Source organism: Lacinutrix sp. MedPE-SW (assembly GCF_001874145.1).
Classification (GTDB): Bacteria; Bacteroidota; Bacteroidia; order Flavobacteriales; family Flavobacteriaceae; genus Lacinutrix.
Map to the genome: position 1 here is coordinate 212,359 of NZ_MPCX01000001.1, position 23,077 is coordinate 235,435.

Consider the following 23,077-nt stretch of genomic DNA (forward strand, 5'->3'; position numbering starts at 1 on the left):
ATCCAGTTTTAGGATGCAATGCTTAATTTATGTTAGCATTCCACCATCAACATTTAAGGTTTGTCCTGTAACATATGCAGACATGTCACTTGCTAAAAACACACAAGCATTTGCAATATCTTCTGGTGTACCACCACGTTTTAAAGGAATTGCGTTGCGCCATCCTTTTACAGTGTCTTCATCTAATTTAGCTGTCATTTCGGTTTCTATAAAACCAGGAGCGATTACATTACTTCTAATATTTCTTGACCCTAACTCTAAAGCTACAGATTTTGAAAAACCTATAATTCCTGCTTTTGAAGCCGCATAATTTGTTTGTCCGGCGTTACCTTTAACACCTACTACAGAACTCATATTAATTATTGAACCTTTACGTTGCTTAAGCATTGTACGTTGTACTGCTTTTGTCATGTTAAAAACAGATTTTAAGTTTACTTCAATTACTTTATCAAAGTCTTCTTCACCCATTCGCATTAACAAATTATCTTTTGTAATACCTGCATTATTAATTAAAACATCTATTGTTCCAAATTCTTTTAAAACATCTTCAGCTAAAGTTTGTGCTTCATTAAAATTTGCTGCATTACTTTTATATCCTTTAGCTTTAATACCTAAAGTATTTAATTCTTTTTCTAATTCATTTGCAGCTTCTACAGAAGAACTGTATGTAAATGCTACATTAGCACCATGCTGTGCAAAAACTTGTGCAATACCTTTACCAATACCTCGGCTTGCTCCTGTTATTATGGCTGTTTTTCCTTCTAAAAGTTTCATTAATTATTTTGGTTTTTTTGTAATTCAAATATAGTAATTACTATGTTATTGTATATTAAAAAACCTCATAAATTCTAAAGAACTATGAGGTTTTTTGGTGATTAACAACTTACTTGAGTTGTGTGTCTCAAGTAATCTTATACAAAGTGTTATAATTTCACTTCTTTAGGTTTTTCGTAATTAAACAGGTAATCAACATCCATTTCTTGCACTTTTCCTAATTTTTCAAGTGCTTTAAAATTAATATCCTTTTTGTTTCCTATTACCATAACATTGTAATTTTCGCCTTTTATATTTTTATTAAAGAACTCACGTAGGTCTTCCATAGTCATATCTTTTATAGCGTTATACATAGCTTCACGATTGTCTTCGTTTATACCTAATTTTTGCAATCTCTCATAACTCCAGAAGATATTTGATTTGGTAATACGTTGTGCTGCTAATTTTTTTAATGTAGATTCTTTTGCCGCATTAAACTGCTCTTCAGATTCTGGCATATCACTCATTAAACTCATCATTGCATCTACTGCTTCTGGCATTTTATTAGCCTGAGTACCAATGTAAGCCATTACATAATTTGCATCGTCTTTTTTACGTGCTGTTGCATAATTTGACCATGCAGAATAAGCTAATGATTTAGACTCTCTAATTTCTTGAAAAACTATAGATGATAATCCGCCACCAAAATACGTATTAAACAACGTAGAAGCCGCCATGTTTTCTGGTTTAAATGGTTCTCCTTTTGCTAAAAACATCATTTCACTTTGCACCATATCATAATCTACAAAGTACACATTTCCTCCAGTTTCTTTTTCTAAATAAGCCATTGCTTCTGGATACTCGTTTAAATCTCCTGAAACTTTATGGTAGTCGTTTAATGCTTTTACTGCTGCATCTACATCTTTACCATAATAGAAAACACGTTGTTTAAAGTCTTTTAGTCCTTTAGTTAAGTCTACTAATTCCTGAGGATTAATTTCTTGCATTTCGCTAATAGGAATAATATTACGTAATCTAGAATTTTCTCCATATTTAGCATAATTTAATAAGCCTGAACGTAAAATTCTACCTTTACTTGTTTTGTTGTTTGATCTTTGTTTTGCTATAGACTCTACATATTTATTATAGGCTTCTTTATTTGGTACAGCGTTTTCCCATAAATGCTCTAGCAACTCTAAACCTTTAGGTAAGTTTTCTTTTAAACCACTAAGCCCTACATAACTTTGTTCTCCTTGAGCATTTACAAAATAATCGATACCTAATTTGTAAAATTCTTTCTTTAGTTCTTCAGCTGAATATTTATCTGTTCCTAAATAATCTAAATAACCTACTGCTAGTCCTAACTTTTTATCATTATCGCTTCCCATATCAAAAATGATATTCATATCGAATAAATCGTTAGTTTCGTTTTCTATGTAAGACACTTCTAATCCGCTATCTGTTTTGGTTTTTTTAATAGCTGAGCTATAGTCTACATATTTAGGTGTTATAGGCTGTGATTGTTTTGCGTTGAAATCTTTAATGTATTGCGAAGATTTATCTCTATTTAAATTAACTGGTGTTATTCCAGGATTAGAAACTTTTACAATATTGCTATCTTCTCCTTTTCTCTTGTAGGTTACAACATAATTATCTTTATAAAAGTTGTTTGCAAAATCTACTAATTCTTGTTTTGATACTGCTTTTAACTCGTCTAAAAACTTAACTTTATCTTCCCATTTTTCATGGTGAATAAAAGCATTAAAATAAGCAGTAGCTAAAGCTGTACTGTTTTCGTACTCTCTTAACTGAGATTTTTTCAAATCGTTTACAACAGCTTCAATCATCCAATCTTCAAATTCTCCTTTTTTAAGTTTTTCAATTTGCTCAAGAATTAAGCTTTTTACTTCGTCTAGAGACTGTCCTTCTTTTGGTGAACCACTAAAACTATGGTAACCATAATCGTTTAAAAATGTTGTGTTACAACCTGCGTATTGTACTAATTGCTCTTGATTTAAATTTAAATCTATTAGACCAGCATTACCGTTTGCTAAAACCATGTCACATAGTGTTACCATTTTTTCATCATTAGTGTTTACTCCATTAGATCTAAATGCAATAGATATACTTTCTGATGTTGGCCCAAATACTTCGTTTGTTACTACACTAGTAATTGGCTCTTCTTTTGGTAGTGTTGGGTGAGTAACTTCTTTTCTTTTTAAGTTACCAAATGTGTTGTTTACTTTTTTTATGGTTTCGTCAAAATCTAAATCTCCTACTAAAACCATAGCCATATTATTAGGCACATAATATTTATCGAAATAATTATTTATATCTACTAAAGATGGGTTTTTTAAATGCTCTGCAGTACCTATAGTTTTTTGTTGTCCGTATGGATGATTTGGGAATAAACCTTCTAACATTGCTGCATAACGTTTTCTACCATCGTTATCTTGGCCACGGTTAAACTCTTCGAATACAGCTTCTAATTCTGTATGAAATAAACGCAATACTAGTTGACTAAAGCGTTCTTCTTCAAGCTCTAACCATTTACCTAATTCGTTAGCCGGAATTTTATTTTTATAAACAGTTTCTTCGAACCAAGTGTGCGCATTTGTACCTGTCGCTCCTAATGAACTTGTCATTTTATCATATTCGTTTGCTACTGAATAGTTTGAAGCTTCTAAAGACACTTTATCTATTTCACGGTATAGTTCTAATTTTTTATCAGGATCTGTTTCTGCTCTATGTTGCTCATAAAGCTCTGATATTTTATCTAAATACTCTTTTTCCTTTTCCCAATCTATAGTTCCTATTTCGTCTGTTCCTTTAAACACCATATGCTCTAAATAGTGCGCTAAACCTGTAGACTCTTTAGGGTCGTAATTAGATCCTGCTCTTACCGCGATGTAAGTTTGAATTTTTGGCTCATCGGTATTTTTACTTAAATACACTTTTAAACCATTATCTAAAGTATAAAGACGTAAGCCTGTAGGATCGTTAGCTACAGTTTCGTAATTAAACCCATTAGCATCGGTTTGCGCTTCGGTTTTGTAAGCAAGATCTTTGCTTGATGCATTGTCTTTTTTACAACTATAGACAAAAGCTACAAGCATAAAAATTACAACTAATTTTAAATGTTTCATTTTGGTTGGTGTTTGGTTACTAAATATTTTTTTTCTTTAAACTAATCCTTTTATTTAGAATATGTTTAAAAAAAAAGTTCGTTAGCTAAATTAAAGCCAACGAACTAATAACGTTTCTAGTTTATATTTATTTTAACAGACTTTAACATTAAAAGTCTGTAATAAGCAGCTGTTATCCTAAAACTTCAGCAACCTTTTTTCCAATTTCTGCTGGAGAATCTACAACGTGAATTCCGCAGTCTCTCATAATTGCTTTTTTAGCTTGAGCAGTATCATCACTACCACCAACAATTGCTCCTGCATGTCCCATTGTACGACCTGCTGGTGCAGTTTCTCCTGCTATAAAACCTATAATTGGTTTTTTACTTCCTGAGTTTTTGTACCAGTTTGCAGCATCTGCTTCTAACTGACCTCCAATTTCTCCGATCATTACTACACATTCTGTAGCATCATCATTTATTAATAACTCAACAGCTTCTTTAGTAGTTGTTCCAATAATTGGATCTCCACCAATACCAATAGCAGTTGTAATACCTAAACCTTGTTTTACAACTTGGTCTGCAGCTTCATAAGTTAAAGTTCCAGATTTAGAAACAATACCTACTTTTCCTTGCTTAAATACAAAACCTGGCATGATACCAACTTTAGCTTCACCTGGAGTAATAACTCCTGGACAGTTAGGTCCAACTAATCTACAGTCCTTATCTTTAATATAATCTGAAGCTTTAATCATATCTGCTACAGGAATACCTTCAGTAATACAAATAATTACTTTGATTCCAGCATCGGCAGCTTCCATAATTGCATCAGCAGCAAAAGCTGGTGGTACAAAAATAATTGTTGTATCTGCTCCTACTTTTTCCACAGCTTCTGTTACTGTATTAAAAACAGGTTTGTCTAAATGTGTTTGTCCTCCTTTTCCTGGAGTAACACCACCTACGACATTTGTACCGTACTCAATCATTTGTCCAGCGTGAAAAGTACCTTCACTACCTGTAAATCCTTGAACTATTATTTTTGAATCTTTGTTTACTAAAACGCTCATTTGAATATTTTTTTTAATATTGCTACAAAAGTAAGTTTTTGATAGCGAATTTTTAAATGTATTTTAAATTTTTATTTCAGAAAATGATGTCATGTTATCTGTACTATCGTCTAATAGCTGACTAATCTCATATCCCTTATATATTTTACCATCTTTTACTTCCCAAATAGAAATAAAATGTGCCAATGGTTCTTCTTGCTCTGGGTTCTCTATAGTTGTAACATAAACAGTATGTCTTGCTGTTACAGTGTTTTCATCTTGTAATAAATGACTTAACTTATAATTAAAAGAGGTGAAAGCTTCTCTAACTTCTTGTAGTTTATGGTTTATTCCGTTTTTATCTAAAGAGGTAAAACCTTGACTACTATTCCAATGTAAAACACAGTCTTCGTGAAACATATCTATTACAGAATCGTCTTTTGCCAAGTCTGTATCGTAAAACTTTTTTATTATTTCTTTTGCTGACATAGCTCTATTTATTAATTTTTTTAAGAATTTCAGGAATTTTTTTAATGTATGCCATTTCTTTAAATTTTTCTCTTGCTTCTACTGCAGGAGACCCAAAATAAGCTGTATCTGGCTCTGTGGTATGCCCTAATCCAGATTGTGCATATAAAACTGTTCCTTTTGAAATTGTGATTCCGCTTTTAACACCTACTTGACCCCAAATAGTAACTTGATCTTCTACTACAACACAACCAGCAATTCCTGTTTGCGATGCAATAAGGCATTTTTTTCCAATTATTGTATCGTGACCAATTTGAATTTGGTTATCTAGTTTTGATCCTTCTCCAATAGTTGTATCGCCAGTAACACCTTTATCTATAGTACAAAGTGCTCCAATATCTACATTATTTTCTATTACAACTCTACCTCCAGACAGTAATTGATCGAAACCTTCTGGTCTATTTTTATAATAAAACGCACTGGCTCCTAAAATGGTACCAGAGTGAATAGTCACGTTATTTCCTATTACAGCATCATCATAAATTGTAACATTAGCATGAATTATACAATTATCTCCAATTGTAACATTATTACCAATAAAACAATTAGGCTGAATTACAGTATTTTCTCCAATTTTTGCTGAAGCCGCAATGCTTACATTTGAAGATTGAAATGGCTTAAAGTGTAATGTTAACTTATTAAAATCTCTAAATGGGTCATCACTTATTAATAAGGCTTTACCTTCTGGGCACTCTACTTCTTTATTAATTAAAATAATAGTAGCTGCAGACTGTAACGCTTTATCGTAATATTTAGGGTGGTCTACAAAAACAATATCTCCTGGTTCTACCACATGAATCTCATTCATGCCTAGAACTTGAAAATTATCTGCACCAATAAATTTACAATCTATTAAATGTGCTATTTCTTTTAGAGTATGCGGTTTAGAAAACTTCATAACAATTAAAATTTAGTATTTAGTTTCCTAGAATTACAAACTAAAGACGGTTTTGTGGAAATTATTCTTTAACGCGCTCTTTGTAAGTTCCTTTTTCAGTTTCAACTTTAATTTTATCTCCTTCATTTATAAATAAAGGTACATTTACCTCTGCTCCTGTTTCTACTGTTGCTGGTTTTGTAGCATTTGTTGCTGTATTACCTTTAACTCCAGGCTCTGTAGCTGTTACTTCTAATATAACACTTGCAGGCATTTCTACAGAAAGCGGCATATTGTCTTCAGTATTAATAATTACTGTAACAATTTCTCCTTCTTTCATTAATTGAGGCGTATCTAAAGCAGATTCTAATAATCTAATTTGTGTATAATCTGCTTCATTCATAAAATGATAAAATTCTCCATCATTATATAAATACTGAAACTTATGTGTTTCTACACGAACATCATCAATTTTATGTCCTGCTGAAAACGTATTATCTAACACTTTACCATTTGTTACGCTTTTCATTTTTGTACGTACAAATGCAGGTCCTTTTCCTGGTTTTACATGAAGAAACTCAACTATTTTATAAATATCGTTGTTGTATTTTATACATAAACCGTTTCTTATATCTGAAGTATTTGCCATAATATTTTATTTCTATTTTTTAATTTGATTTAAAATAACCTTTCATTATTCCACGATGAGAATTCTTAATAAACTGAAGAATTTCATCACGTTCTGTGGTTGCTTCCATCTCTGCTTCTATAATATTTGAAGCTTGTGTGTTATTATAATTTTTTTGATATAATATTCTAAATATATCCTGAATCTCTCTAATTTTTTCTGTTGAATAACCTCTTCGTCTTAAACCAACAGAGTTTATACCAACGTAAGATAGAGGTTCTCTTCCTGCTTTTACAAATGGTGGCACATCTTTTCTTACAAGTGATCCACCTGTTACAAAGGCGTGATTTCCTACAGAACAAAATTGATGCACTGCTGTCATTCCTGCTAATATAACATAATCACCTATAGTTATATGTCCTGCTAGTGTACTATTATTTGAAAAGATACAATTATTCCCTACAATACAATCGTGAGCAATATGACAATAAGCCATAATTAAACAATTATCGCCTACAACAGTTTTCATTCTATCTGTTGTACCACGATTTATTGTAACACATTCTCTAATTGTTACATTGTCTCCAATAATGGTTAAAGTATCTTCATCATTATATTTTAAATCTTGAGGTACTGCTGAAATTACAGCACCAGGAAATATGTTACAATTTTTTCCAATACGTGCACCTTCCATAATAGTTACATTACTACCTATCCAAGTTCCTTCTCCAATAGTAACATTATTATTAATTGTTGTAAAGGGCTCAATTACTACATTTTTAGCAATTTTTGCGCCCGGATGAACGTAAGCTAACGGTTGGTTCATTTTTTGTGTTTTTATTTAACTTTAGAAATTTGTGCCATTAATTCTGCTTCGGCACATAGTTTACCATTTGCATAGGCATAACCTTGCATGTGACAAATACCTCGTCTAATAGGAGTAATTAACTCACACTTAAAAATTAAGGTATCGCCTGGCACTACTTTTTGTTTGAACTTTACTTTATCTATTTTCATAAAGAAAGTAAGGTAGTTTTCTGGATCTGGAACTGTACTTAAAACTAAAATACCACCTGTTTGTGCCATTGCTTCTACAATTAAAACACCTGGCATAACTGGTGCTCCAGGAAAGTGACCTTTAAAGAACTCTTCGTTCATGGTCACATTTTTCATTCCTATTACCTTTTGGTCTGTAAGTTCAAATATTTTATCTATTAGTAAAAATGGCTGCCTATGTGGTAGCATATCCATGATTTGACCAACATCCATTAATGGTTTTTGGTTTAAATCTATTTCTGGAACATTATTACGTCTTTCGTTTTTAATTATTTTAGACATTTTTTTTGCAAACTGTGTATTTACAAAATGACCTGGTTTATTAGCAATTACTTTTCCTCTAATTCGAGTTCCTATTAATGCTAAATCCCCTATAACGTCTAAAAGTTTATGTCTAGCTGCTTCGTTTGGGTGATGTAATGTTAGGTTATCTAAAATCCCATTTTGTTTTACAGCAATATTATCTTTTTTAAAGGCTACTTTAAGTTTTTCCATTGTTTCTTGAGACAATTCTTTATCTACATAAACAATAGCATTGTTTAAATCACCACCTTTTATTAAACCATGTTCTAAAAGCGCCTCTAACTCATGTAAAAAACTAAATGTTCTTGAGTCTGATATATCTCTTTTAAAATCTTTTATATTATTTAAAGTTGCATTTTGTGTACCTAAAACTTTAGTCCCAAAATCTACCATTGTAGTTACTTGGTATTCTTTAGCTGGCATAACAAGAATTTCACTTCCTGTCTCTTCGTCTGTATAAGAAATAACGTCTTTTACAACATATTCTTCTCTTTGTGCATCTAATTCTACAATACCTGCATTTTCTATAGCTTCAACAAAAAACTTAGAAGAACCATCCATTATTGGTGGTTCAGATTGGTCTAACTCTATAATTGCATTATCTACATCTAAGCCTACAAATGCTGCTAATACATGTTCACAAGTTTGAATGGTTACTCCATTCTTTTCTAAACAAGTGCCACGTTGTGTGTTTGTAACATAGTTTGCATCTGCTTCTATAACCGGATTCCCTTCTAAATCTATACGTTTAAAAGCAAAACCTGTATTTGCAGCTGCAGGCTTAAAAGTTAATGTTACTTCTTGACCTGTATGTAAACCAACACCAGATAACGATACTTCATTTTGTATCGTTTTTTGTTTTACTTCCGAATTAATTATTGCCATTTCCTTTTTTTTCTAATTCGTTTATAGTTTTTACCAGTTTTGGTAAGTTTTTAAAATATACATATGACTTGTTATAATCACCATAAGATAGCGCTGGCGAACCTTGAAGCACTTCGTTATCTTTTACATTTCTTCCTATACCAGATTGTGCTTGAATTTTCACTCCATTACCTATTGTAATGTGCCCAACAATACCTACTTGACCTCCAATAATACAGTTTTGACCAATTTTTGTTGAACCCGCAACTCCTGTTTGAGCAGCAATTACAGTGTTTTCTCCAATTTCAACATTATGTGCAATTTGTATTTGGTTGTCTAATTTTACACCACGTTTAATTACTGTAGAGCCTAAAGTAGCTCTATCTATTGTAGTTGCAGCACCAATATCTACAAAATCTTCTAATATTACGTTTCCTATTTGTGGTACTTTATGATATTCTCCTTTTTCGTTTGGCGCAAAGCCAAAACCATCTGCTCCTATTATAGCGCCAGAGTTTATAACACAATTATTACCTACTATACATTCTGAATAAATTTTAGCTCCAGAAAAGACTATAGTATTGTCTCCAATTGTTACATTATCTCCTATATAACTACTCGGGAAAACTTTTACATTATCGCCAATAGTTACATTATCTCCTATATAGGTAAAGGCTCCAACATATACATCGTTACCTAAAGAAGCTGTTTCTGAAATTGAAGACGGTTGCTCTATTCCAAATTTATTAAGCTTTACCTGGTTGTAATACTCTAATAATTTAGAAAATGACTTATAAGCGTCCTCAACTTTTATTAATGTTGGTTGTACTTCTTGTTCTGGCTCGAAATCCTTATTAACTATAGCTATAGATGCTTTAGTTGAATATATATATTGTGTATATTTTGGGTTTGCCAAAAATGTTAAAGCGCCTTCTACGCCTTCTTCTATTTTAGAAAGTTTAGAGACTTCAACTTGTGAATCTCCTACAATATCACCTTCTAAAATACCTGCTATTTGTTCTGCTGTAAACTTCATCTTTCGCAAAAATAGAAAAAATAATCACAATTTTTCCTTTGGATAACATATATAATATTTGGTTACAGGTTTAGATAAAGCTTTTAAGTTAAGTTGATCTGATGCTTTTACTAAGTCTTCTATGTTTCCGTTTTTATGTAAAATTTTAATTCCTTGTTTTTTTTGTGTGTAAGCTTGATTAGATATTTCACCCGTAAACACAAAGTAATCAGCTTCTTGATTAGAAATTGAATGTTTTGATATTAATTTAGATTTAAACTCTTCTAATTTATTTGCTTTAATTGGTTTCTTTTTAATTTTAACCTTTAACAAATCTCTATTAATAATCATTCCACATAAATTTTTCAAAATAAAATCGTCGTGGTCTTGCCATTCTTTCATTGCTGAAACAATATCAAAGTCGTCAAGTTTAGAAAATGTATTTAAAGTCTCTTTATTAAAATCATTTAAATTTATTTCATTTTTCAAAAAAAACTGAAGAGGTTTACTTGCATTTAAAACAACTCCTTTTTTTGTTAGTTCTTTAGCACGTTTAAGCACACGTATTAACAACTGCTCTGCAACCAAACTTGTTTTATGCAAATATACTTGCCAGTACATTAAACGTCGAGCAACTAAAAATTTCTCGACAGAATAAATGCCTTTCATCTCTATTACAAGTTCATCATTTTTAACATTTAACATGGTAATTAAACGTTCACTATTAATATTACCCTCAGCTACACCAGTATAAAAACTGTCGCGTTTTAAATAGTCTGCACGATCCATATCAATTTGACTTGAAATTAATTGACACATAAATTTACGATGATACTCACCTTTAAAAATTTTAATAGCCAACGTTAAATCGTTGTTAAATTCTTTATTTAAAACTTCCATAAAAAGCATAGAAATATGCTCGTGAGACACACCATTTACAATGCTGTGCTCCATAGCATGAGAAAATGGACCATGCCCAATATCATGTAATAATATAGCAACTAATAATGCATTTTTTTCTTCCTCGCTAATTTCAACGCCCTTAAATCTAAGCACTTGTACAGCTTTTTGCATTAAGTGCATACAACCTATAGCATGATGAAAACGGGTATGATGCGCACCTGGATAAACCAAATAACTCATTCCCATTTGCGTTATGCGACGTAAACGTTGAAAATATTTATGTTCTATTAAATCGAATATTAAAGAATTTGGGATAGTAATAAATCCGTAAATTGGGTCGTTTAATATTTTAAGTTTGTTACTTGTTTGCAAACTGATACTTTTTTCTAAAAATTATACAACAAATATACATGGATAAAATAAATATACTTTGGGTTGACGATGAAATAGATTTACTTAAACCTCATATTCTCTTTTTAGAGAAAAAAAATTACGCTGTTACAAAATGCAATAGCGGCACAGAAGCTCTAGACATATTAGACGAACAAAAGTTTGATATTGTTTTTCTTGACGAAAACATGCCTGGACTAACAGGTCTTGAAACTCTAAATGAAATTAAAGAAAAAGAAGCTTCGCTTCCTGTTGTAATGATTACAAAAAGTGAAGAAGAATATATAATGGAAGAAGCCATTGGGAATAAAATTGCAGATTACCTAATAAAACCTGTAAACCCTAACCAAATTCTATTAAGTTTAAAAAAGAATTTGGATCACTCAAGATTAGTGTCTGAAAAAACAACCTCTAATTACCAACAGGAGTTTAGAAAAATTGCTATGGATATGTCTATGGTAAATTCTTATAGTGAATGGGCTGCCTTATACCAAAAACTTATTTATTGGGAAATGCAACTAGAAGATATTGAAGACACTGGCATGTTTGAGATTTTAGAATCACAAAAAAATGAGGCAAATATTCAATTCGGAAAATTTATAGATAAAGAATACCCAAGTTGGTTTGAACCTAATACAGACGCGCCTACTTTATCTCACGTGTTATTTAAAGATAAAATTGTTCCAGAACTTAGCAAAGAACAACCTACACTATTAGTTGTTATAGATAATTTACGTTACGACCAATGGAAAGCCTTCGAACCTATAGTAAGCAATCATTACAAAAAAGAAACTGAAACTCCTTTTTATAGCATACTACCAACAGCTACACAATATGCAAGAAACGCTATTTTTTCTGGCTTAATGCCAAGTGACATGGAAAAACTTCACCCAGAATACTGGAAAAACGATACAGATGAAGGTGGAAAAAATCTTCATGAAGCCGATTTTTTAAATGCGCAAATGAAACGTTTAGGACTTTCAAACCTTAAACATGAGTATTATAAAATTACTAATTTAAAAGATGGAAAAAAATTAGCAGACAATTTTAAAGGTCTTAAAGAAAACGACCTTACTGTAGTTGTTTACAATTTTGTAGACATGTTATCTCATTCTAAAACAGAAATGGACGTAGTAAAAGAGTTAGCCTCTAACGATAAAGCTTACAGATCGCTAACCCAAAGCTGGTTTAAAAACTCTCCTTTATTAGAGATGATACAACACGCACAACAAATGGGCTTCAAACTTATACTAACTACAGATCATGGTACTATTAATGTAAAAAACCCATCAAAAGTTATTGGAGACAGAGATACTAGCTTAAATCTACGCTATAAAACAGGCAGAAGTTTAAGCTACGAAACCAAAGATGTATTAGCAGCAAAAGACCCTAAAACAATTCATCTACCATCTTTATCTATGAATAGTTCTTTTATTTTTGCTAAAAGCGATTTGTTTTTTGCTTACCCAAATAATTATAATCATTACGTAAGCTATTATCGTAATACATACCAACATGGCGGCGTTTCTCTTGAAGAAATGATTATACCTTTTGTAGTATTAAATCCGAAATAAACTAATTTTGCAAAAAAAATGTTTTAATGCGAGAAACATACACTTTAAAAGAGATAGATAATATTGCTAAAAAAATTATTGACGCTAGCACTTCAAAAATACTTTTATTTGATGCAGAAATGGGCATGGGTAAAACCACATTAATTAATGCAATAGTTAAAGCACTTGGTAGTAACGATATTGTAAGTAGCCCTACATTTTCATTAGTAAACGAATACTCTACTAATTCAACTCCTATTTATCATTTCGATTTATATAGAATTGAGAACGAAGAAGAATTATACGATTTTGGTATAGAAGATTATTTAGACAAGAACGCGTGGGTATTAATAGAGTGGCCAAATATAGTCGAGTCATTACTTCATGAAAAATACAATAGAATAGTAATTACAAGTCCAGAGGCAAACAAAAGATTATTAACATTGGTTAATGAATAAAAAAAAATGACCACTTTTTTTTGTCGTAAAAAAGTGTACATTTGGAACGTTTACGGTTTTTACCGTAATTAAAATTTTATAAAAACGTTTTTTTAACATATTTTTAACATTTACGCGTTATATCAGTTAGGATTTTATATAGATTTGAGTAATTAATTAATTTAATCCCTTATAAACCCTAACATTATGAAAACAAAAAAGTATGTATTAGCATTAGCTATCTTTGGTGGTGTATTATTCACTGCAAACGCGACAAACATTATCGATTTAAATGAGCAAACGCACACAGGAGTTGACAAAGCAAAACTTAAAATACGTAAACACGGATAAATTAAAGTTTAACAAGAGTATTATACTAGGGAGTATTTTTGCTACAATAATAGCAATTACTCCCTTTATTTTTTATACTTACGAATATATACCAGAAACTAAAACTTGGGAAACTTGGTTTTTTACTTACGAAAGCGGTTTTTATGAAGATGCTCGTGTAGGAATTTGGTCTATATTAATGAAAGTCGTCCCAGTACTTTTACTATTTATTTGGTTCTTCACATGCAGACATTGGTGGTACCACGCTTTACTTGTACCAATCGCAATGTTTACTTATCAAATAATTGGAGCATTAAATGATGACATGGAATATATAGATGAATTTCAATTAATTCATTTAGTACCGGTAATGGCAGTTGTTATTCCTTCAATATACCTTATGAGGTCTCACATGTTCAACACTGTCAATACTATTAATAAAACTACCCAAGAGCTAGAAGACGAGTTAATGTTTAAACCAAAAACTATTTGGGGGAAAATTAAGCAGTATTTTTAATTAGTACTTCTCATTATCAAATAATTTATTCGTATTTTAATTTTTTATAAAATATAATAATTAAAATGGCAGAATCCATTACACCTTTTTCAAAAGCACAATTACTTCCTCAAGAAGAAACTTTAGAGATATTAAAAGGCAAAAGCTCTTTATTTATTGGTATACCAAAAGAAACTTCCTTTCAAGAAAAACGCGTATGCTTAACACCAGACGCCGTTTCTGCTATTGTAAATAATGGCCATAGAGTACTTATAGAATCTGGAGCTGGAGAAGGTTCTAAATTTAGCGACAAAGAGTATAGCGAAAATGGAGCAGAAATAACAAACGACATTGCAAAAGTTTACGCTTGCCCAATGATTTTAAAAGTTGAACCTCCAACTATAGAAGAACTAAAACTAATAAATCCTCAAACTATTTTAATTTCTGCTCTGCAATTGAAAACACAGAGTAAAAAATATTTTGAAACTTTAGCCACTAAACGTATTACTGCACTAGCTTTCGAGTTTATTAGAGATGATGACGGTGCATATCCAGCTGTTAGAGCTCTTAGTGAAATTGCAGGAACTGCATCTGTTTTAATAGCTTCAGAGTTATTAAGTAATTCTAACGAAGGAAACGGATTATTATTTGGAAACATAAGTGGTGTTCCACCTGTAGAAGTAGTTATTTTAGGCGCTGGAACAGTAGGCGAATTTGCTGCAAGAAGTGCAATTGGTCTAGGTGCTAATGTTAAAATATTTGATAATTCTATAACTAAACTACGATGCGTTCAAGCCAATTTAGGCCGTACATTATACACATCTACCATACAACCAAAGTATTTAAACAAAGCATTAAAAAGGTGCGATGTTGTAATTGGAGCCGTTCGTGGAAAAGACAGATCTCCAGTTATAGTTAGCGAAACAATGGTTGAACAAATGAAAAAAGGCTCTGTAGTTATTGATGTAAGTATAGATATGGGAGGCTGTTTTGAGACTAGCGAAGTAACATCTCATAAAAGTCCAACATTTAAAAAACATGGAGTAACACACTATTGTGTACCAAATATTCCTGCACGTTTTTCTAGAACCGCTTCTGCATCTATTAGCAATATTTTTACTCCTTATTTACTAAAAATCGCCGAAGATGGCGGTTTAGAACATTCTTTAAGAATGGATCGCGGCCTAAAGAACGGATTATATTTTTACCATGGTATATTAACAAGCCGAGCTGTTGGCGAATGGTTTGATTTAAAATATAATGATGTTAACTTGCTTATTTTTTAAATAACAATTTAAACTTTTTCTATTATAAATCGGTTTAATTAACGAATTTTGCAAAACGATAGCTCATCACTATAACGATGACTAAAAACTCTCTTTAATGCAATTACTTAAAAGATTTGGATATTATTTTGGCGGCTTCGCCATTGGCTTAGTACTACTAGCATTTTTTCTTAATGGTAGAAAAGCATCTTGTAAATTTGATTACGGCCCAGACGCAAGAGTTTTAAAAAGTATTAATTCAAAACAACTAATCTATAGCATAGAAGCTCAAGACTTTATGAAAAATAAAAGTATTGACACCACTCAAATAAATTATATTTTATATAAAGGTGATATAAATTTTTCTAAAAGTGAAAGCAGAAAAAAACCTTGCGGAATATATTTTGTAGAAGGTGAAATAGAACAGAAAGAAACAGCTTTAATAATAGAAAACTGCAAAGAGAAAGCTTTTATAAAAACAATAAAATTTACTAACTAAGCTCTTCTTCTCTTTCTTTCTTTATCAAGCAAAGTTAACTCTCTACTGGTTTGCCCAGCAACCGATGTGTTCTCTTCTGCTCTTCTAATTAAATAAGGCATAACATCTTTCACTGGCCCAAACGGTAAATATTTTGCAACATTATATCCTTTTGCTGCCAGGTTAAAACTAATATGATCACTCATACCATAAAGCTGGCCAAACCACACACGGTTATCTTCTTTATTAATATTCAATAACTCCATTTGTTGCATTGCTAAATATGTACTTTCCTCATTATGAGTACCAACAAAAATGGAAATATCCTCAATATTTTCTAAAATATACTTTTGACATTTATTAAAATTGTCATCTGTTGTTTTTTTATCTCTACAAATTGGAGACTCATACCCTTTTTCAATTGCACGTTCTCGCTCTTTTTCCATATATGCGCCACGTACAATTTTATAGCCTAATTTATACCCTTTTCTCTTTGCTCTTTCGTGAGAAGCTTTTAAAAAATCAAAGCGATCCCAACGGTAAGTTTGTAAGGTATTGTAAACATATGGCACCTCTTTATTATAACGCTCCATCATTAATTCAACAATCTCATCTGCTGTATCTTGCATCCAGCTTTCTTCAGCATCAATTAAAACTTCAACGTCTTTAAATTTTGATAATTTACAAAGTCTATCTAGTCTTCCAATTATTCTTTGCCACTCTGCTTCCTCTTCTGTCGTTAAGGTTTTACCTTCTCCTTTTTTCTGAAATAAATAAAACCTACCTAATGCTGTAGGTTTAAAAACCACAATAGGCATTGCGTCTTTTTTTTCTGAAAATTCAATAATTTTAATTAAACGCTCTGTTGCATCATCAAATTGATTTTCTGAAGCTTTTCCTTCAACCGAATAATCTAATACAGAACACACTCTAGCTCCATACATTCTATCTATAGTTGGTATACAATCTTTCTCGTTAACACCACCACAAAAATGATCGAAAACCGTAATACGTATCAAACCAATTACAGGTAACCTTAATTTTAAGGCAAAATTTGTAAGTGCGGTACCAATTTTCACCAAAGGCCTATTGGCTATCATTTTAAATAAATAATAAGCACGATCTAATTCTGCATTACTTTTTAAAGCAAAAGCAATTTTGGTGTTATTAAAGATTTTTTCGGTATTCATATGCTAAAAAAAATTTACGCAAATATAATTGATGTCTATCATATTTCTTTAAAAACTCCTTATTTTTACAACACAAAAAAAAAGCTTTAAATGACGCCAATTACCACTCAAGATTATACCATTTTTTTTAATGACGAAGGATATACTGCACTAAACAACCATCTAAAAGAAGCTAACTATTCTAAAGTTTACATTTTGGCAGATACTAACACAAATATTGATTGTGTGCCATTTTTTTTAGCAAAAATTAATGCCGACATAGCGTATGATATTCTAGAAATCGAACCTGGAGAAGAGCAAAAAAATCTAGATATTTGCTTGGGTCTTTGGGAAGCTTTATCTGAATATGGAGCAGATAGAAAAAGTGTTATTATAAATATAGGTGGCGGCGTTGTTACAGATTTAGGTGGCTTTGTAGCTTCTACTTTTAAGCGTGGTATAGATTTTATAAATATACCAACCTCTTTACTTGCCATGGTAGACGCCTCTATTGGCGGTAAAACCGGTATTGATTTAGGTCATTTAAAAAATCAAATTGGCGTAATAAACACACCGCAATTAATTGTTGTAGACACGTCTTTTCTTAACACATTACCACAATTAGAAATGCGTTCTGGTTTAGCCGAAATGCTTAAACATGGATTAATACATGATGAATCTTACTGGAATAAACTTCAAGATTTATCTCAATCTACAATTGAAGATTTAGATTCTTTAATATACGAATCTATAATTATAAAAAAAGATATTGTAGAGCAAGATCCTGAAGAGCATGGTTTAAGAAAAACTTTAAATTACGGCCATACTCTTGGTCATGCCATAGAATCGTATTTTATGAATACCGACGATAAAAAACGATTGTTACATGGTGAAGCTATTGCTGTTGGAATAATTTTAGCAAATTACCTATCAACAATTTATTGTGATTTTTCTAAAGACCTTAATAATAATATTAAAACCATATTAAAAGCTGTTTATGGCCATGTAACGTTTAATGAAACAGACTACGCTCCTATTATAGATTTGTTAAAATACGACAAGAAAAACGAACACGGCAATGTAAACTTTGTATTACTCGAGGCTATTGGTAAACCTAAGATTAATTGCATAGTAGAAGAAAAACATATTTTAGAAGCTTTTAATTTTTATAATATGTAGTATTTGGTATAACAAAAATTTGTAATTTTATAGAGCTAATTAATTTAATACTAAACTTAAGCACTAACTAAAAATTTAATTGTTATGCGTAGAGTTATTGTAGACTATAAAAAACTTACTCCAGAAGTGTTACAACTACTAACACAAAAATTTCCTGATGGTTATGGAGATGATGATATTCTTGTTTTCGACAACCATAAGAATGAAACAATTGAAGCGGTCGAAATAAAAACCGAAGACACCATTTATCTAGTAAAAGTTGGCAGCAAATTACACTACACAATGGCTAATTTTGGAGATAAAGATGATTTGGTATTAAATGAAGATGGACATATTTTAATAGACGAATCTTTTAACGACATTAATACCGAAGATTAATTTACAAATAACGCTCTTCAACAATTTGGCAGTGGTGTTTTTCATGACCAGCTATTAAAAAACCTAATGCTCTAACCGAAACCGTACCACTACCCGCTTGACCTTTTAATTTTAAAACGCTTGAATCAAAAGTTTGAAACATTTTAATTGTTGCTTGCCTTATTAAAGAATATTCTTCAAGTAAAGCTTTAACAGTTCGCTTGTTTGCATTGCTATTAAGCACATAATCATCATGATCGAAACCGGATAATGGCGTTGTGTCGTTTCTAGAAAAACGCAATGCACGGTAACAAAAAACCCTTTCAGAATCAATTAAATGATTTATAATTTCTTTAATTGTCCATTTGCCTTCTGCATACCTATACTCATGCTTATCTTCAGGAATAGATTGAAAAAAATTAATAGTTTTTTCTAAACCATCTTCTAAGCTATCTAATAAAACTAAATCTCCTAACTTATTAATATAAGTTTGAAAATAAGGTATATACTCCGTATCGTTTAAATCTGCTGCTTTCATAAATTAAAATAAAAAAAAAGTCCTTTAGCAATATAACTAAAGGACTTTAAAATTGTATTATAAAACTTATAAAGTATTGAAAATATCGTGCATTAAACGTTTTTTATCGTTTAAGCTTTCTTCTAAAGAAATCATTGTTTCTGTACGATAAACACCATCGATATCGTCAAGCCTAAAAATAACATCTTTAGCATGCTCTGTGTCTCTTGCTCTAATTTTGCAAAAAATATTAAATTTACCAGTAGTAACGTGTGCTACAGTAACAAATGGAATCTCATTTATACGCTCTAAAACAAATTTTGTTTGTGAAGTATTTTGTAAAAACACTCCAACATAAGCTATAAAAGAATATCCTAGTTTTTTGTAGTCTAATGTTAACGAAGAACCTTTAATAATTCCTGCATCTTCCATTTTTTTCACTCTTACATGCACAGTTCCTGCAGATATTAACAGTTTTTTTGCGATATCTGTAAAAGGAACTCTAGTATTATCAATCAACATATCAAGTATTTGATGATCGATTTCGTCTAATTTAAATTTTGCCATTTTGATTATTTTATTAAATAAAAAGCAAAAATAATACATTTTTAATGAATATTCTATACTAAAATTTAAGATTACTCAACATTTAATAATAATTTTACATTGTCGATGATTACGAAATCGATTTCGCTGCCTATTTGCGGAACATCAACCAAGTGCTCAAGAGCCTTATAACCATTGGCTTCAATATACTTATGAGCAAAAAAGCCATCTAAATTATCAATTTTTGAAATTTTTGGTATAAAGTTTACTTTTTCGTCAATTAATCGCTCTTCATAGTGCACTGCAATATCAATATGCCTATTATTAACAAGTACGTTTTTAATAATTATATCATAAAAAAGCTTTTTATTTTCAGGAATATTTAAATAATCTTCAAAATCTAACAACTCAATTTGGTTATTTGCAATAGCATTTAAAGCTACCAAATAAGACTGAAACACATAACGCCTTACTTCTTCTCTATTGTAATCGTTTTTACAATGTCCAGCTTCAAAAAGTACTGTAGGTACATTTAAGCTTTGAAAAGCATCGCCAACACAATTTATATTATAAGCATCATCGTAGGTTCCTACTTGATTAGGCAACTCTTCCTGAAGCATGTTATTAATCTTAACAATTAAAGACATAGCGACCTTTCGATTGTCTGTAATGGTGCATTCTTGATCTTGAGCTGGAGACAAAAAAGACAAACTTGCAGTACTATTAGTGTTTCCTGCACTAAAAATAGTGCGTTGTCCATGAAGATTAAAGCAAAAATGAGGTTTAAAATCATTAAAAAGAGTGTTTAAAACAACACTTTCGGGTTGCGATAAGGCTTGCGCATCTCTATTTAAATCTACATTATTAGCGTTTAATCGCGTATAAGCTAAAGCGCCATCTGGATTTAAAATAGGCACAATAAGAATAGTACAGTTTTTAAGTATGTTATTAGACTTGTCTTCACTAAAGAGGTTTAATAAATCAAATAACGCCTTTGTAGTCGTAGATTCATTACCATGCATTTGAGACCACATTAGTATTTTATTTGGTCCAGTACCAAGAGTTATAGAGTATATATTTTCACTTAAAACAGATTGACCTATAGTTTCTATTTTAAAAAATTTACTATGCTTATTTAAAAGAGGAGCAATAGATTTTGTATGAATATATCTACCAGACAAACTGGTTTCTTTATGTTTAATATAAAGGTTTTTTAAGAGTGAGTTTTTCATTAGATATTTTTATGTTACAAATGTAAACAATATCTATTTTACAAATGTAAACACAAATTGTTACAAATGTAATTTACAGATGTAACCAAAAATTAGCTTTTTTTAAGATTTCAAAACTTTAGTAATTATAAAAAACTATAAAATATCTAAAATATAATTTATTAAATTATTAATCAGATGTTTAACAAACTATACTTAAAGTGATTATTTAATAAAAGAAGCTTTGTAAACGTCTAAATTTTGATATAAAAATCAATAGTTTTACAAATGTAAACAAATAAATTCAAACAAATTGTTTACATTTGTATCGCTATGATAAACAACCAAGAATTTACTAAAAGACTAAAAAAAGTAATAGATTATTACGGTGAAAGCGCTTCTTCTTTTGCCGAAAAAATTGGTGTGCAACGCTCTAGTATTTCACACATTCTTTCTGGAAGAAATAAACCAAGTTTAGAATTTGTACTAAAAGTACTCTCCACTTTTCCGGAAGTAGAATTGTATTGGTTAATGAATGGGAAAGGAAATTTTCCTTCAGTTGAAAATAACAAACCAAAAATTGAAAAAAAACCAATTGAAGAAAATCAAGATTTATTTTCAAAATCTGAAAACGAAAATGCACCAAGAGAAATTTCTGTTGAAAAAATAATTTCTTCAAATTCTAAAAAAGAAATCGAACGTATCATTATTTTTTACAAAGATGGTAGTTTTTCAAATTTTGAAAATTAAGCACTATCTCCTATTTATTTTTAAATACGCGATTCTAAGCAAGTGCAAAAAAATAACATTTTAAGCTTTTCATTTTGTAATTTTGCTTAAACACATTTTACAAAATGAAAAAAGCACTTTTCCTGTTAATTATCTTTTTTAGTTTATTTTTAAATTACAGTTGCCAACAACCACAAAGAAATTGTACAGATTATAAAACAGGTATTTTTACTTTTAGCTACATAGATGCTGGTGTAGAAAAGCAAGGTAAAATTATAAGAAATGATACTTTACAGATTGAAGAGTTTGATGGAAAAGTACAGAAATCTAAAATTAGATGGATTAATGATTGTGAAGTTATTTTTAAAACCATTAACCCAAAACGCATGGTTGATAAAAATGATATTCATTTAAAAATATTAACTACTACAGATTCTAGCTATACGTTTGAATATAGTTATGTTGGAAAAACACAAAAACAAAAAGGAACTGCTTATAAATTTAAAAAAATAAACTAATATGTTAGATTTCTTATTATCTACAGATGCAATATTTGCATTACTTACATTAACTTTTTTAGAAATTATTTTAGGTATAGATAATATTATTTTTATTTCTATTGCAGCAAACAAATTACCAGAAAGCCAGCGCAAAAAAGCCACAAATATTGGCCTTATTCTAGCCATGGTGCAACGTATTATATTATTATTTTTTGTATCGTTTTTAATAGGACTCTCTAAACCTTTTTATACTCTTGAATCTAGTTGGCTAACTATAGAATTAACTTGGCAAAGTATAATACTTTTTACTGGTGGCTTGTTTTTAATATATAAAAGCACATCTGAAATTAAAGAAAAAGTAGAAACGCCAACTCATGACGAAGATTCTGTTAAGGGAAAAATTATAAAATCGCTTAAACAAGCGTTAGTTCAAATTTTGATTATAGATTTTATTTTTTCTATAGATTCTATTTTAACAGCAGTTGGTATGACTAATGGTTTAAGTGAAAATCATAATTACAACCTTGTGCTAATGATTATTGCTGTAGTAATTTCTATTATTGTGATGATTGGTTTTGCAAACAGAATAAGACTTTTTATAGAGCGTCACCCTAGTATTCAAATTTTAGCTTTAGCTTTTTTAATTTTAATTGGCTTTATGCTTATTACTGAAGCTGCACATTTAAGTGAGACAACTTTATTTGGAAAAACTGTTGGAGCAATACCTAAAGGCTATTTATATTTTGCTATTGCATTCTCTCTATTTGTAGAGTTTTTAAATAACAAAACAAGAAAAACAAAACCTAATAATTAATTATTTTTA

General features: G+C 30.5%; 25 protein-coding genes. 11 read left to right on the forward strand and 14 right to left on the reverse strand.

Annotated elements, in window-relative coordinates; translation table 11 throughout:
- Nucleotides 1–27: 27 nt before the first annotated feature.
- The 10 genes from fabG to BM549_RS00970 form a co-directional block, all read right to left on the reverse strand.
- Nucleotides 28–774: a 3-oxoacyl-[acyl-carrier-protein] reductase gene (gene fabG, locus BM549_RS00925; RefSeq protein ID WP_290468531.1), complete on the reverse strand. Its 747-nt coding sequence runs from the start codon at nt 772–774 to the stop codon at nt 28–30.
- 149 nt (nt 775–923) lie between these two features.
- On the reverse strand, nt 924–3,899 hold the full coding sequence (locus tag BM549_RS00930; RefSeq protein ID WP_290468532.1) for a pitrilysin family protein: 2,976 nt from the start codon (nt 3,897–3,899) through the stop codon (nt 924–926).
- A 172-nt stretch (nt 3,900–4,071) separates the two neighbouring features.
- Entirely contained in the window at nt 4,072–4,944 is an 873-nt protein-coding gene (gene sucD, locus BM549_RS00935) for a succinate--CoA ligase subunit alpha (protein WP_290468533.1), read from the reverse strand.
- Between the two features lie 63 nt (nt 4,945–5,007).
- Complete coding sequence (locus BM549_RS00940; protein WP_013871044.1) at nt 5,008–5,412, reverse strand: nuclear transport factor 2 family protein; 405 nt, start codon at nt 5,410–5,412, stop codon at nt 5,008–5,010.
- A 4-nt stretch (nt 5,413–5,416) separates the two neighbouring features.
- Nucleotides 5,417–6,349, reverse strand: a complete 933-nt coding sequence (locus BM549_RS00945) for a UDP-3-O-(3-hydroxymyristoyl)glucosamine N-acyltransferase (protein ID WP_290468534.1) — start codon at nt 6,347–6,349, stop codon at nt 5,417–5,419.
- Nucleotides 6,350–6,410: 61 nt separating this feature from the next.
- A complete protein-coding gene (gene efp, locus BM549_RS00950; RefSeq protein WP_013871042.1) occupies nt 6,411–6,977 on the reverse strand; it encodes an elongation factor P in 567 nt (188 codons plus the stop codon).
- A 19-nt stretch (nt 6,978–6,996) separates the two neighbouring features.
- Nucleotides 6,997–7,782: an acyl-ACP--UDP-N-acetylglucosamine O-acyltransferase gene (gene lpxA, locus BM549_RS00955; RefSeq protein WP_013871041.1), complete on the reverse strand. Its 786-nt coding sequence runs from the start codon at nt 7,780–7,782 to the stop codon at nt 6,997–6,999.
- A gap of 11 nt (nt 7,783–7,793) precedes the next feature.
- On the reverse strand, nt 7,794–9,200 hold the full coding sequence (locus BM549_RS00960; RefSeq protein WP_290468535.1) for a bifunctional UDP-3-O-[3-hydroxymyristoyl] N-acetylglucosamine deacetylase/3-hydroxyacyl-ACP dehydratase: 1,407 nt from the start codon (nt 9,198–9,200) through the stop codon (nt 7,794–7,796).
- Nucleotides 9,187–10,215 (reverse strand): UDP-3-O-(3-hydroxymyristoyl)glucosamine N-acyltransferase, encoded by a 1,029-nt coding sequence (gene lpxD / locus BM549_RS00965; RefSeq protein ID WP_290468536.1) that lies wholly within the window; start codon nt 10,213–10,215, stop codon nt 9,187–9,189. The genes BM549_RS00960 and lpxD overlap by 14 nt, the downstream gene beginning before the upstream one ends.
- Before the next feature lie 24 nt (nt 10,216–10,239).
- A complete protein-coding gene (locus BM549_RS00970) occupies nt 10,240–11,469 on the reverse strand; it encodes an HD domain-containing protein (protein WP_290468537.1) in 1,230 nt (409 codons plus the stop codon).
- 38 nt (nt 11,470–11,507) lie between these two features.
- Between BM549_RS00970 and BM549_RS00975 the strand changes: the two genes are divergently transcribed.
- From BM549_RS00975 to BM549_RS01000, 6 genes are all read left to right on the forward strand, one after another.
- A complete protein-coding gene (locus BM549_RS00975) occupies nt 11,508–13,061 on the forward strand; it encodes a bifunctional response regulator/alkaline phosphatase family protein (RefSeq protein WP_290468538.1) in 1,554 nt (517 codons plus the stop codon).
- A gap of 26 nt (nt 13,062–13,087) precedes the next feature.
- The gene (gene tsaE, locus BM549_RS00980; RefSeq protein ID WP_290468539.1) at nt 13,088–13,498 is read left to right on the forward strand and encodes a tRNA (adenosine(37)-N6)-threonylcarbamoyltransferase complex ATPase subunit type 1 TsaE; all 411 of its coding nucleotides are present in this window, start codon (nt 13,088–13,090) and stop codon (nt 13,496–13,498) included.
- A gap of 186 nt (nt 13,499–13,684) precedes the next feature.
- Nucleotides 13,685–13,828, forward strand: coding sequence for a hypothetical protein (locus tag BM549_RS00985; RefSeq protein ID WP_013871035.1), 144 nt, complete (start codon nt 13,685–13,687; stop codon nt 13,826–13,828).
- Nucleotides 13,770–14,324 carry a hypothetical protein gene (locus BM549_RS00990; RefSeq protein ID WP_290468540.1) on the forward strand — a complete coding sequence of 185 codons (555 nt, stop codon included), beginning with the start codon at nt 13,770–13,772 and terminating at the stop codon, nt 14,322–14,324. Before BM549_RS00985 ends, BM549_RS00990 begins: the two co-directional genes overlap by 59 nt.
- A gap of 65 nt (nt 14,325–14,389) precedes the next feature.
- Nucleotides 14,390–15,589 carry an alanine dehydrogenase gene (locus tag BM549_RS00995; protein WP_290468541.1) on the forward strand — a complete coding sequence of 400 codons (1,200 nt, stop codon included), beginning with the start codon at nt 14,390–14,392 and terminating at the stop codon, nt 15,587–15,589.
- Nucleotides 15,590–15,686: 97 nt separating this feature from the next.
- Entirely contained in the window at nt 15,687–16,067 is a 381-nt protein-coding gene (locus tag BM549_RS01000) for a DUF4258 domain-containing protein (RefSeq protein ID WP_290468542.1), read from the forward strand.
- On the opposite strand, the gene BM549_RS01005 is transcribed toward BM549_RS01000, so the two are convergent.
- Nucleotides 16,064–17,236 (reverse strand): proline dehydrogenase family protein, encoded by a 1,173-nt coding sequence (locus BM549_RS01005; protein WP_290468543.1) that lies wholly within the window; start codon nt 17,234–17,236, stop codon nt 16,064–16,066. The genes BM549_RS01000 and BM549_RS01005 overlap by 4 nt on opposite strands.
- Nucleotides 17,237–17,326: 90 nt before the next feature.
- On the opposite strand from BM549_RS01005, the gene aroB reads away from it, so the two are divergent.
- Together aroB and BM549_RS01015 are read left to right on the forward strand one after the other, a co-directional pair.
- Nucleotides 17,327–18,394, forward strand: coding sequence for a 3-dehydroquinate synthase (aroB, locus tag BM549_RS01010; RefSeq protein ID WP_290468544.1), 1,068 nt, complete (start codon nt 17,327–17,329; stop codon nt 18,392–18,394).
- Nucleotides 18,395–18,478: 84 nt separating this feature from the next.
- Nucleotides 18,479–18,772, forward strand: coding sequence for a hypothetical protein (locus tag BM549_RS01015; RefSeq protein WP_290468545.1), 294 nt, complete (start codon nt 18,479–18,481; stop codon nt 18,770–18,772).
- Nucleotide 18,773: 1 nt separating this feature from the next.
- On the opposite strand, the gene BM549_RS01020 is transcribed toward BM549_RS01015, so the two are convergent.
- From BM549_RS01020 to BM549_RS01030, 3 genes are all read right to left on the reverse strand, one after another.
- Nucleotides 18,774–19,289 carry a DinB family protein gene (locus tag BM549_RS01020; RefSeq protein ID WP_290468546.1) on the reverse strand — a complete coding sequence of 172 codons (516 nt, stop codon included), beginning with the start codon at nt 19,287–19,289 and terminating at the stop codon, nt 18,774–18,776.
- A gap of 66 nt (nt 19,290–19,355) precedes the next feature.
- Nucleotides 19,356–19,835, reverse strand: coding sequence for a winged helix-turn-helix transcriptional regulator (locus BM549_RS01025; RefSeq protein WP_290468547.1), 480 nt, complete (start codon nt 19,833–19,835; stop codon nt 19,356–19,358).
- Nucleotides 19,836–19,906: 71 nt separating this feature from the next.
- Nucleotides 19,907–21,046: a DUF2817 domain-containing protein gene (locus BM549_RS01030; protein WP_290468548.1), complete on the reverse strand. Its 1,140-nt coding sequence runs from the start codon at nt 21,044–21,046 to the stop codon at nt 19,907–19,909.
- Nucleotides 21,047–21,358: 312 nt separating this feature from the next.
- On the opposite strand from BM549_RS01030, the gene BM549_RS01035 reads away from it, so the two are divergent.
- The 3 genes from BM549_RS01035 to BM549_RS01045 all read left to right on the forward strand — a co-directional run bounded on the left by BM549_RS01035 (nt 21,359) and on the right by BM549_RS01045 (nt 23,068).
- Nucleotides 21,359–21,775 (forward strand): helix-turn-helix transcriptional regulator, encoded by a 417-nt coding sequence (locus BM549_RS01035; protein ID WP_290468549.1) that lies wholly within the window; start codon nt 21,359–21,361, stop codon nt 21,773–21,775.
- A 104-nt stretch (nt 21,776–21,879) separates the two neighbouring features.
- On the forward strand, nt 21,880–22,272 hold the full coding sequence (locus BM549_RS01040) for a DNA topoisomerase IV (RefSeq protein ID WP_290468550.1): 393 nt from the start codon (nt 21,880–21,882) through the stop codon (nt 22,270–22,272).
- A gap of 1 nt (nt 22,273) precedes the next feature.
- Entirely contained in the window at nt 22,274–23,068 is a 795-nt protein-coding gene (locus BM549_RS01045) for a TerC family protein (RefSeq protein WP_290468551.1), read from the forward strand.
- Nucleotides 23,069–23,077 lie beyond the last annotated feature (9 nt).

What these genes read in the sequence shown, in the direction of transcription:
- fabG (WP_290468531.1), bottom strand. Translation starts at nt 774, where the DNA reads ATGAAACTTTTAGAAGGAAAAACAGCCATAATAACAGGAGCAAGCCGA.
- BM549_RS00930 (WP_290468532.1), bottom strand. Translation starts at nt 3,899, where the DNA reads ATGAAACATTTAAAATTAGTTGTAATTTTTATGCTTGTAGCTTTTGTC.
- sucD (WP_290468533.1), bottom strand. Translation starts at nt 4,944, where the DNA reads ATGAGCGTTTTAGTAAACAAAGATTCAAAAATAATAGTTCAAGGATTT.
- BM549_RS00940 (WP_013871044.1), bottom strand. Translation starts at nt 5,412, where the DNA reads ATGTCAGCAAAAGAAATAATAAAAAAGTTTTACGATACAGACTTGGCA.
- BM549_RS00945 (WP_290468534.1), bottom strand. Translation starts at nt 6,349, where the DNA reads ATGAAGTTTTCTAAACCGCATACTCTAAAAGAAATAGCACATTTAATA.
- efp (WP_013871042.1), bottom strand. Translation starts at nt 6,977, where the DNA reads ATGGCAAATACTTCAGATATAAGAAACGGTTTATGTATAAAATACAAC.
- lpxA (WP_013871041.1), bottom strand. Translation starts at nt 7,782, where the DNA reads ATGAACCAACCGTTAGCTTACGTTCATCCGGGCGCAAAAATTGCTAAA.
- BM549_RS00960 (WP_290468535.1), bottom strand. Translation starts at nt 9,200, where the DNA reads ATGGCAATAATTAATTCGGAAGTAAAACAAAAAACGATACAAAATGAA.
- lpxD (WP_290468536.1), bottom strand. Translation starts at nt 10,215, where the DNA reads ATGAAGTTTACAGCAGAACAAATAGCAGGTATTTTAGAAGGTGATATT.
- BM549_RS00975 (WP_290468538.1), top strand. Translation starts at nt 11,508, where the DNA reads ATGGATAAAATAAATATACTTTGGGTTGACGATGAAATAGATTTACTT.
- tsaE (WP_290468539.1), top strand. Translation starts at nt 13,088, where the DNA reads ATGCGAGAAACATACACTTTAAAAGAGATAGATAATATTGCTAAAAAA.
- BM549_RS00985 (WP_013871035.1), top strand. Translation starts at nt 13,685, where the DNA reads ATGAAAACAAAAAAGTATGTATTAGCATTAGCTATCTTTGGTGGTGTA.
- BM549_RS00990 (WP_290468540.1), top strand. Translation starts at nt 13,770, where the DNA reads ATGAGCAAACGCACACAGGAGTTGACAAAGCAAAACTTAAAATACGTA.
- BM549_RS00995 (WP_290468541.1), top strand. Translation starts at nt 14,390, where the DNA reads ATGGCAGAATCCATTACACCTTTTTCAAAAGCACAATTACTTCCTCAA.
- BM549_RS01000 (WP_290468542.1), top strand. Translation starts at nt 15,687, where the DNA reads ATGCAATTACTTAAAAGATTTGGATATTATTTTGGCGGCTTCGCCATT.
- BM549_RS01005 (WP_290468543.1), bottom strand. Translation starts at nt 17,236, where the DNA reads ATGAATACCGAAAAAATCTTTAATAACACCAAAATTGCTTTTGCTTTA.
- aroB (WP_290468544.1), top strand. Translation starts at nt 17,327, where the DNA reads ATGACGCCAATTACCACTCAAGATTATACCATTTTTTTTAATGACGAA.
- BM549_RS01015 (WP_290468545.1), top strand. Translation starts at nt 18,479, where the DNA reads ATGCGTAGAGTTATTGTAGACTATAAAAAACTTACTCCAGAAGTGTTA.
- BM549_RS01020 (WP_290468546.1), bottom strand. Translation starts at nt 19,289, where the DNA reads ATGAAAGCAGCAGATTTAAACGATACGGAGTATATACCTTATTTTCAA.
- BM549_RS01025 (WP_290468547.1), bottom strand. Translation starts at nt 19,835, where the DNA reads ATGGCAAAATTTAAATTAGACGAAATCGATCATCAAATACTTGATATG.
- BM549_RS01030 (WP_290468548.1), bottom strand. Translation starts at nt 21,046, where the DNA reads ATGAAAAACTCACTCTTAAAAAACCTTTATATTAAACATAAAGAAACC.
- BM549_RS01035 (WP_290468549.1), top strand. Translation starts at nt 21,359, where the DNA reads ATGATAAACAACCAAGAATTTACTAAAAGACTAAAAAAAGTAATAGAT.
- BM549_RS01040 (WP_290468550.1), top strand. Translation starts at nt 21,880, where the DNA reads ATGAAAAAAGCACTTTTCCTGTTAATTATCTTTTTTAGTTTATTTTTA.
- BM549_RS01045 (WP_290468551.1), top strand. Translation starts at nt 22,274, where the DNA reads ATGTTAGATTTCTTATTATCTACAGATGCAATATTTGCATTACTTACA.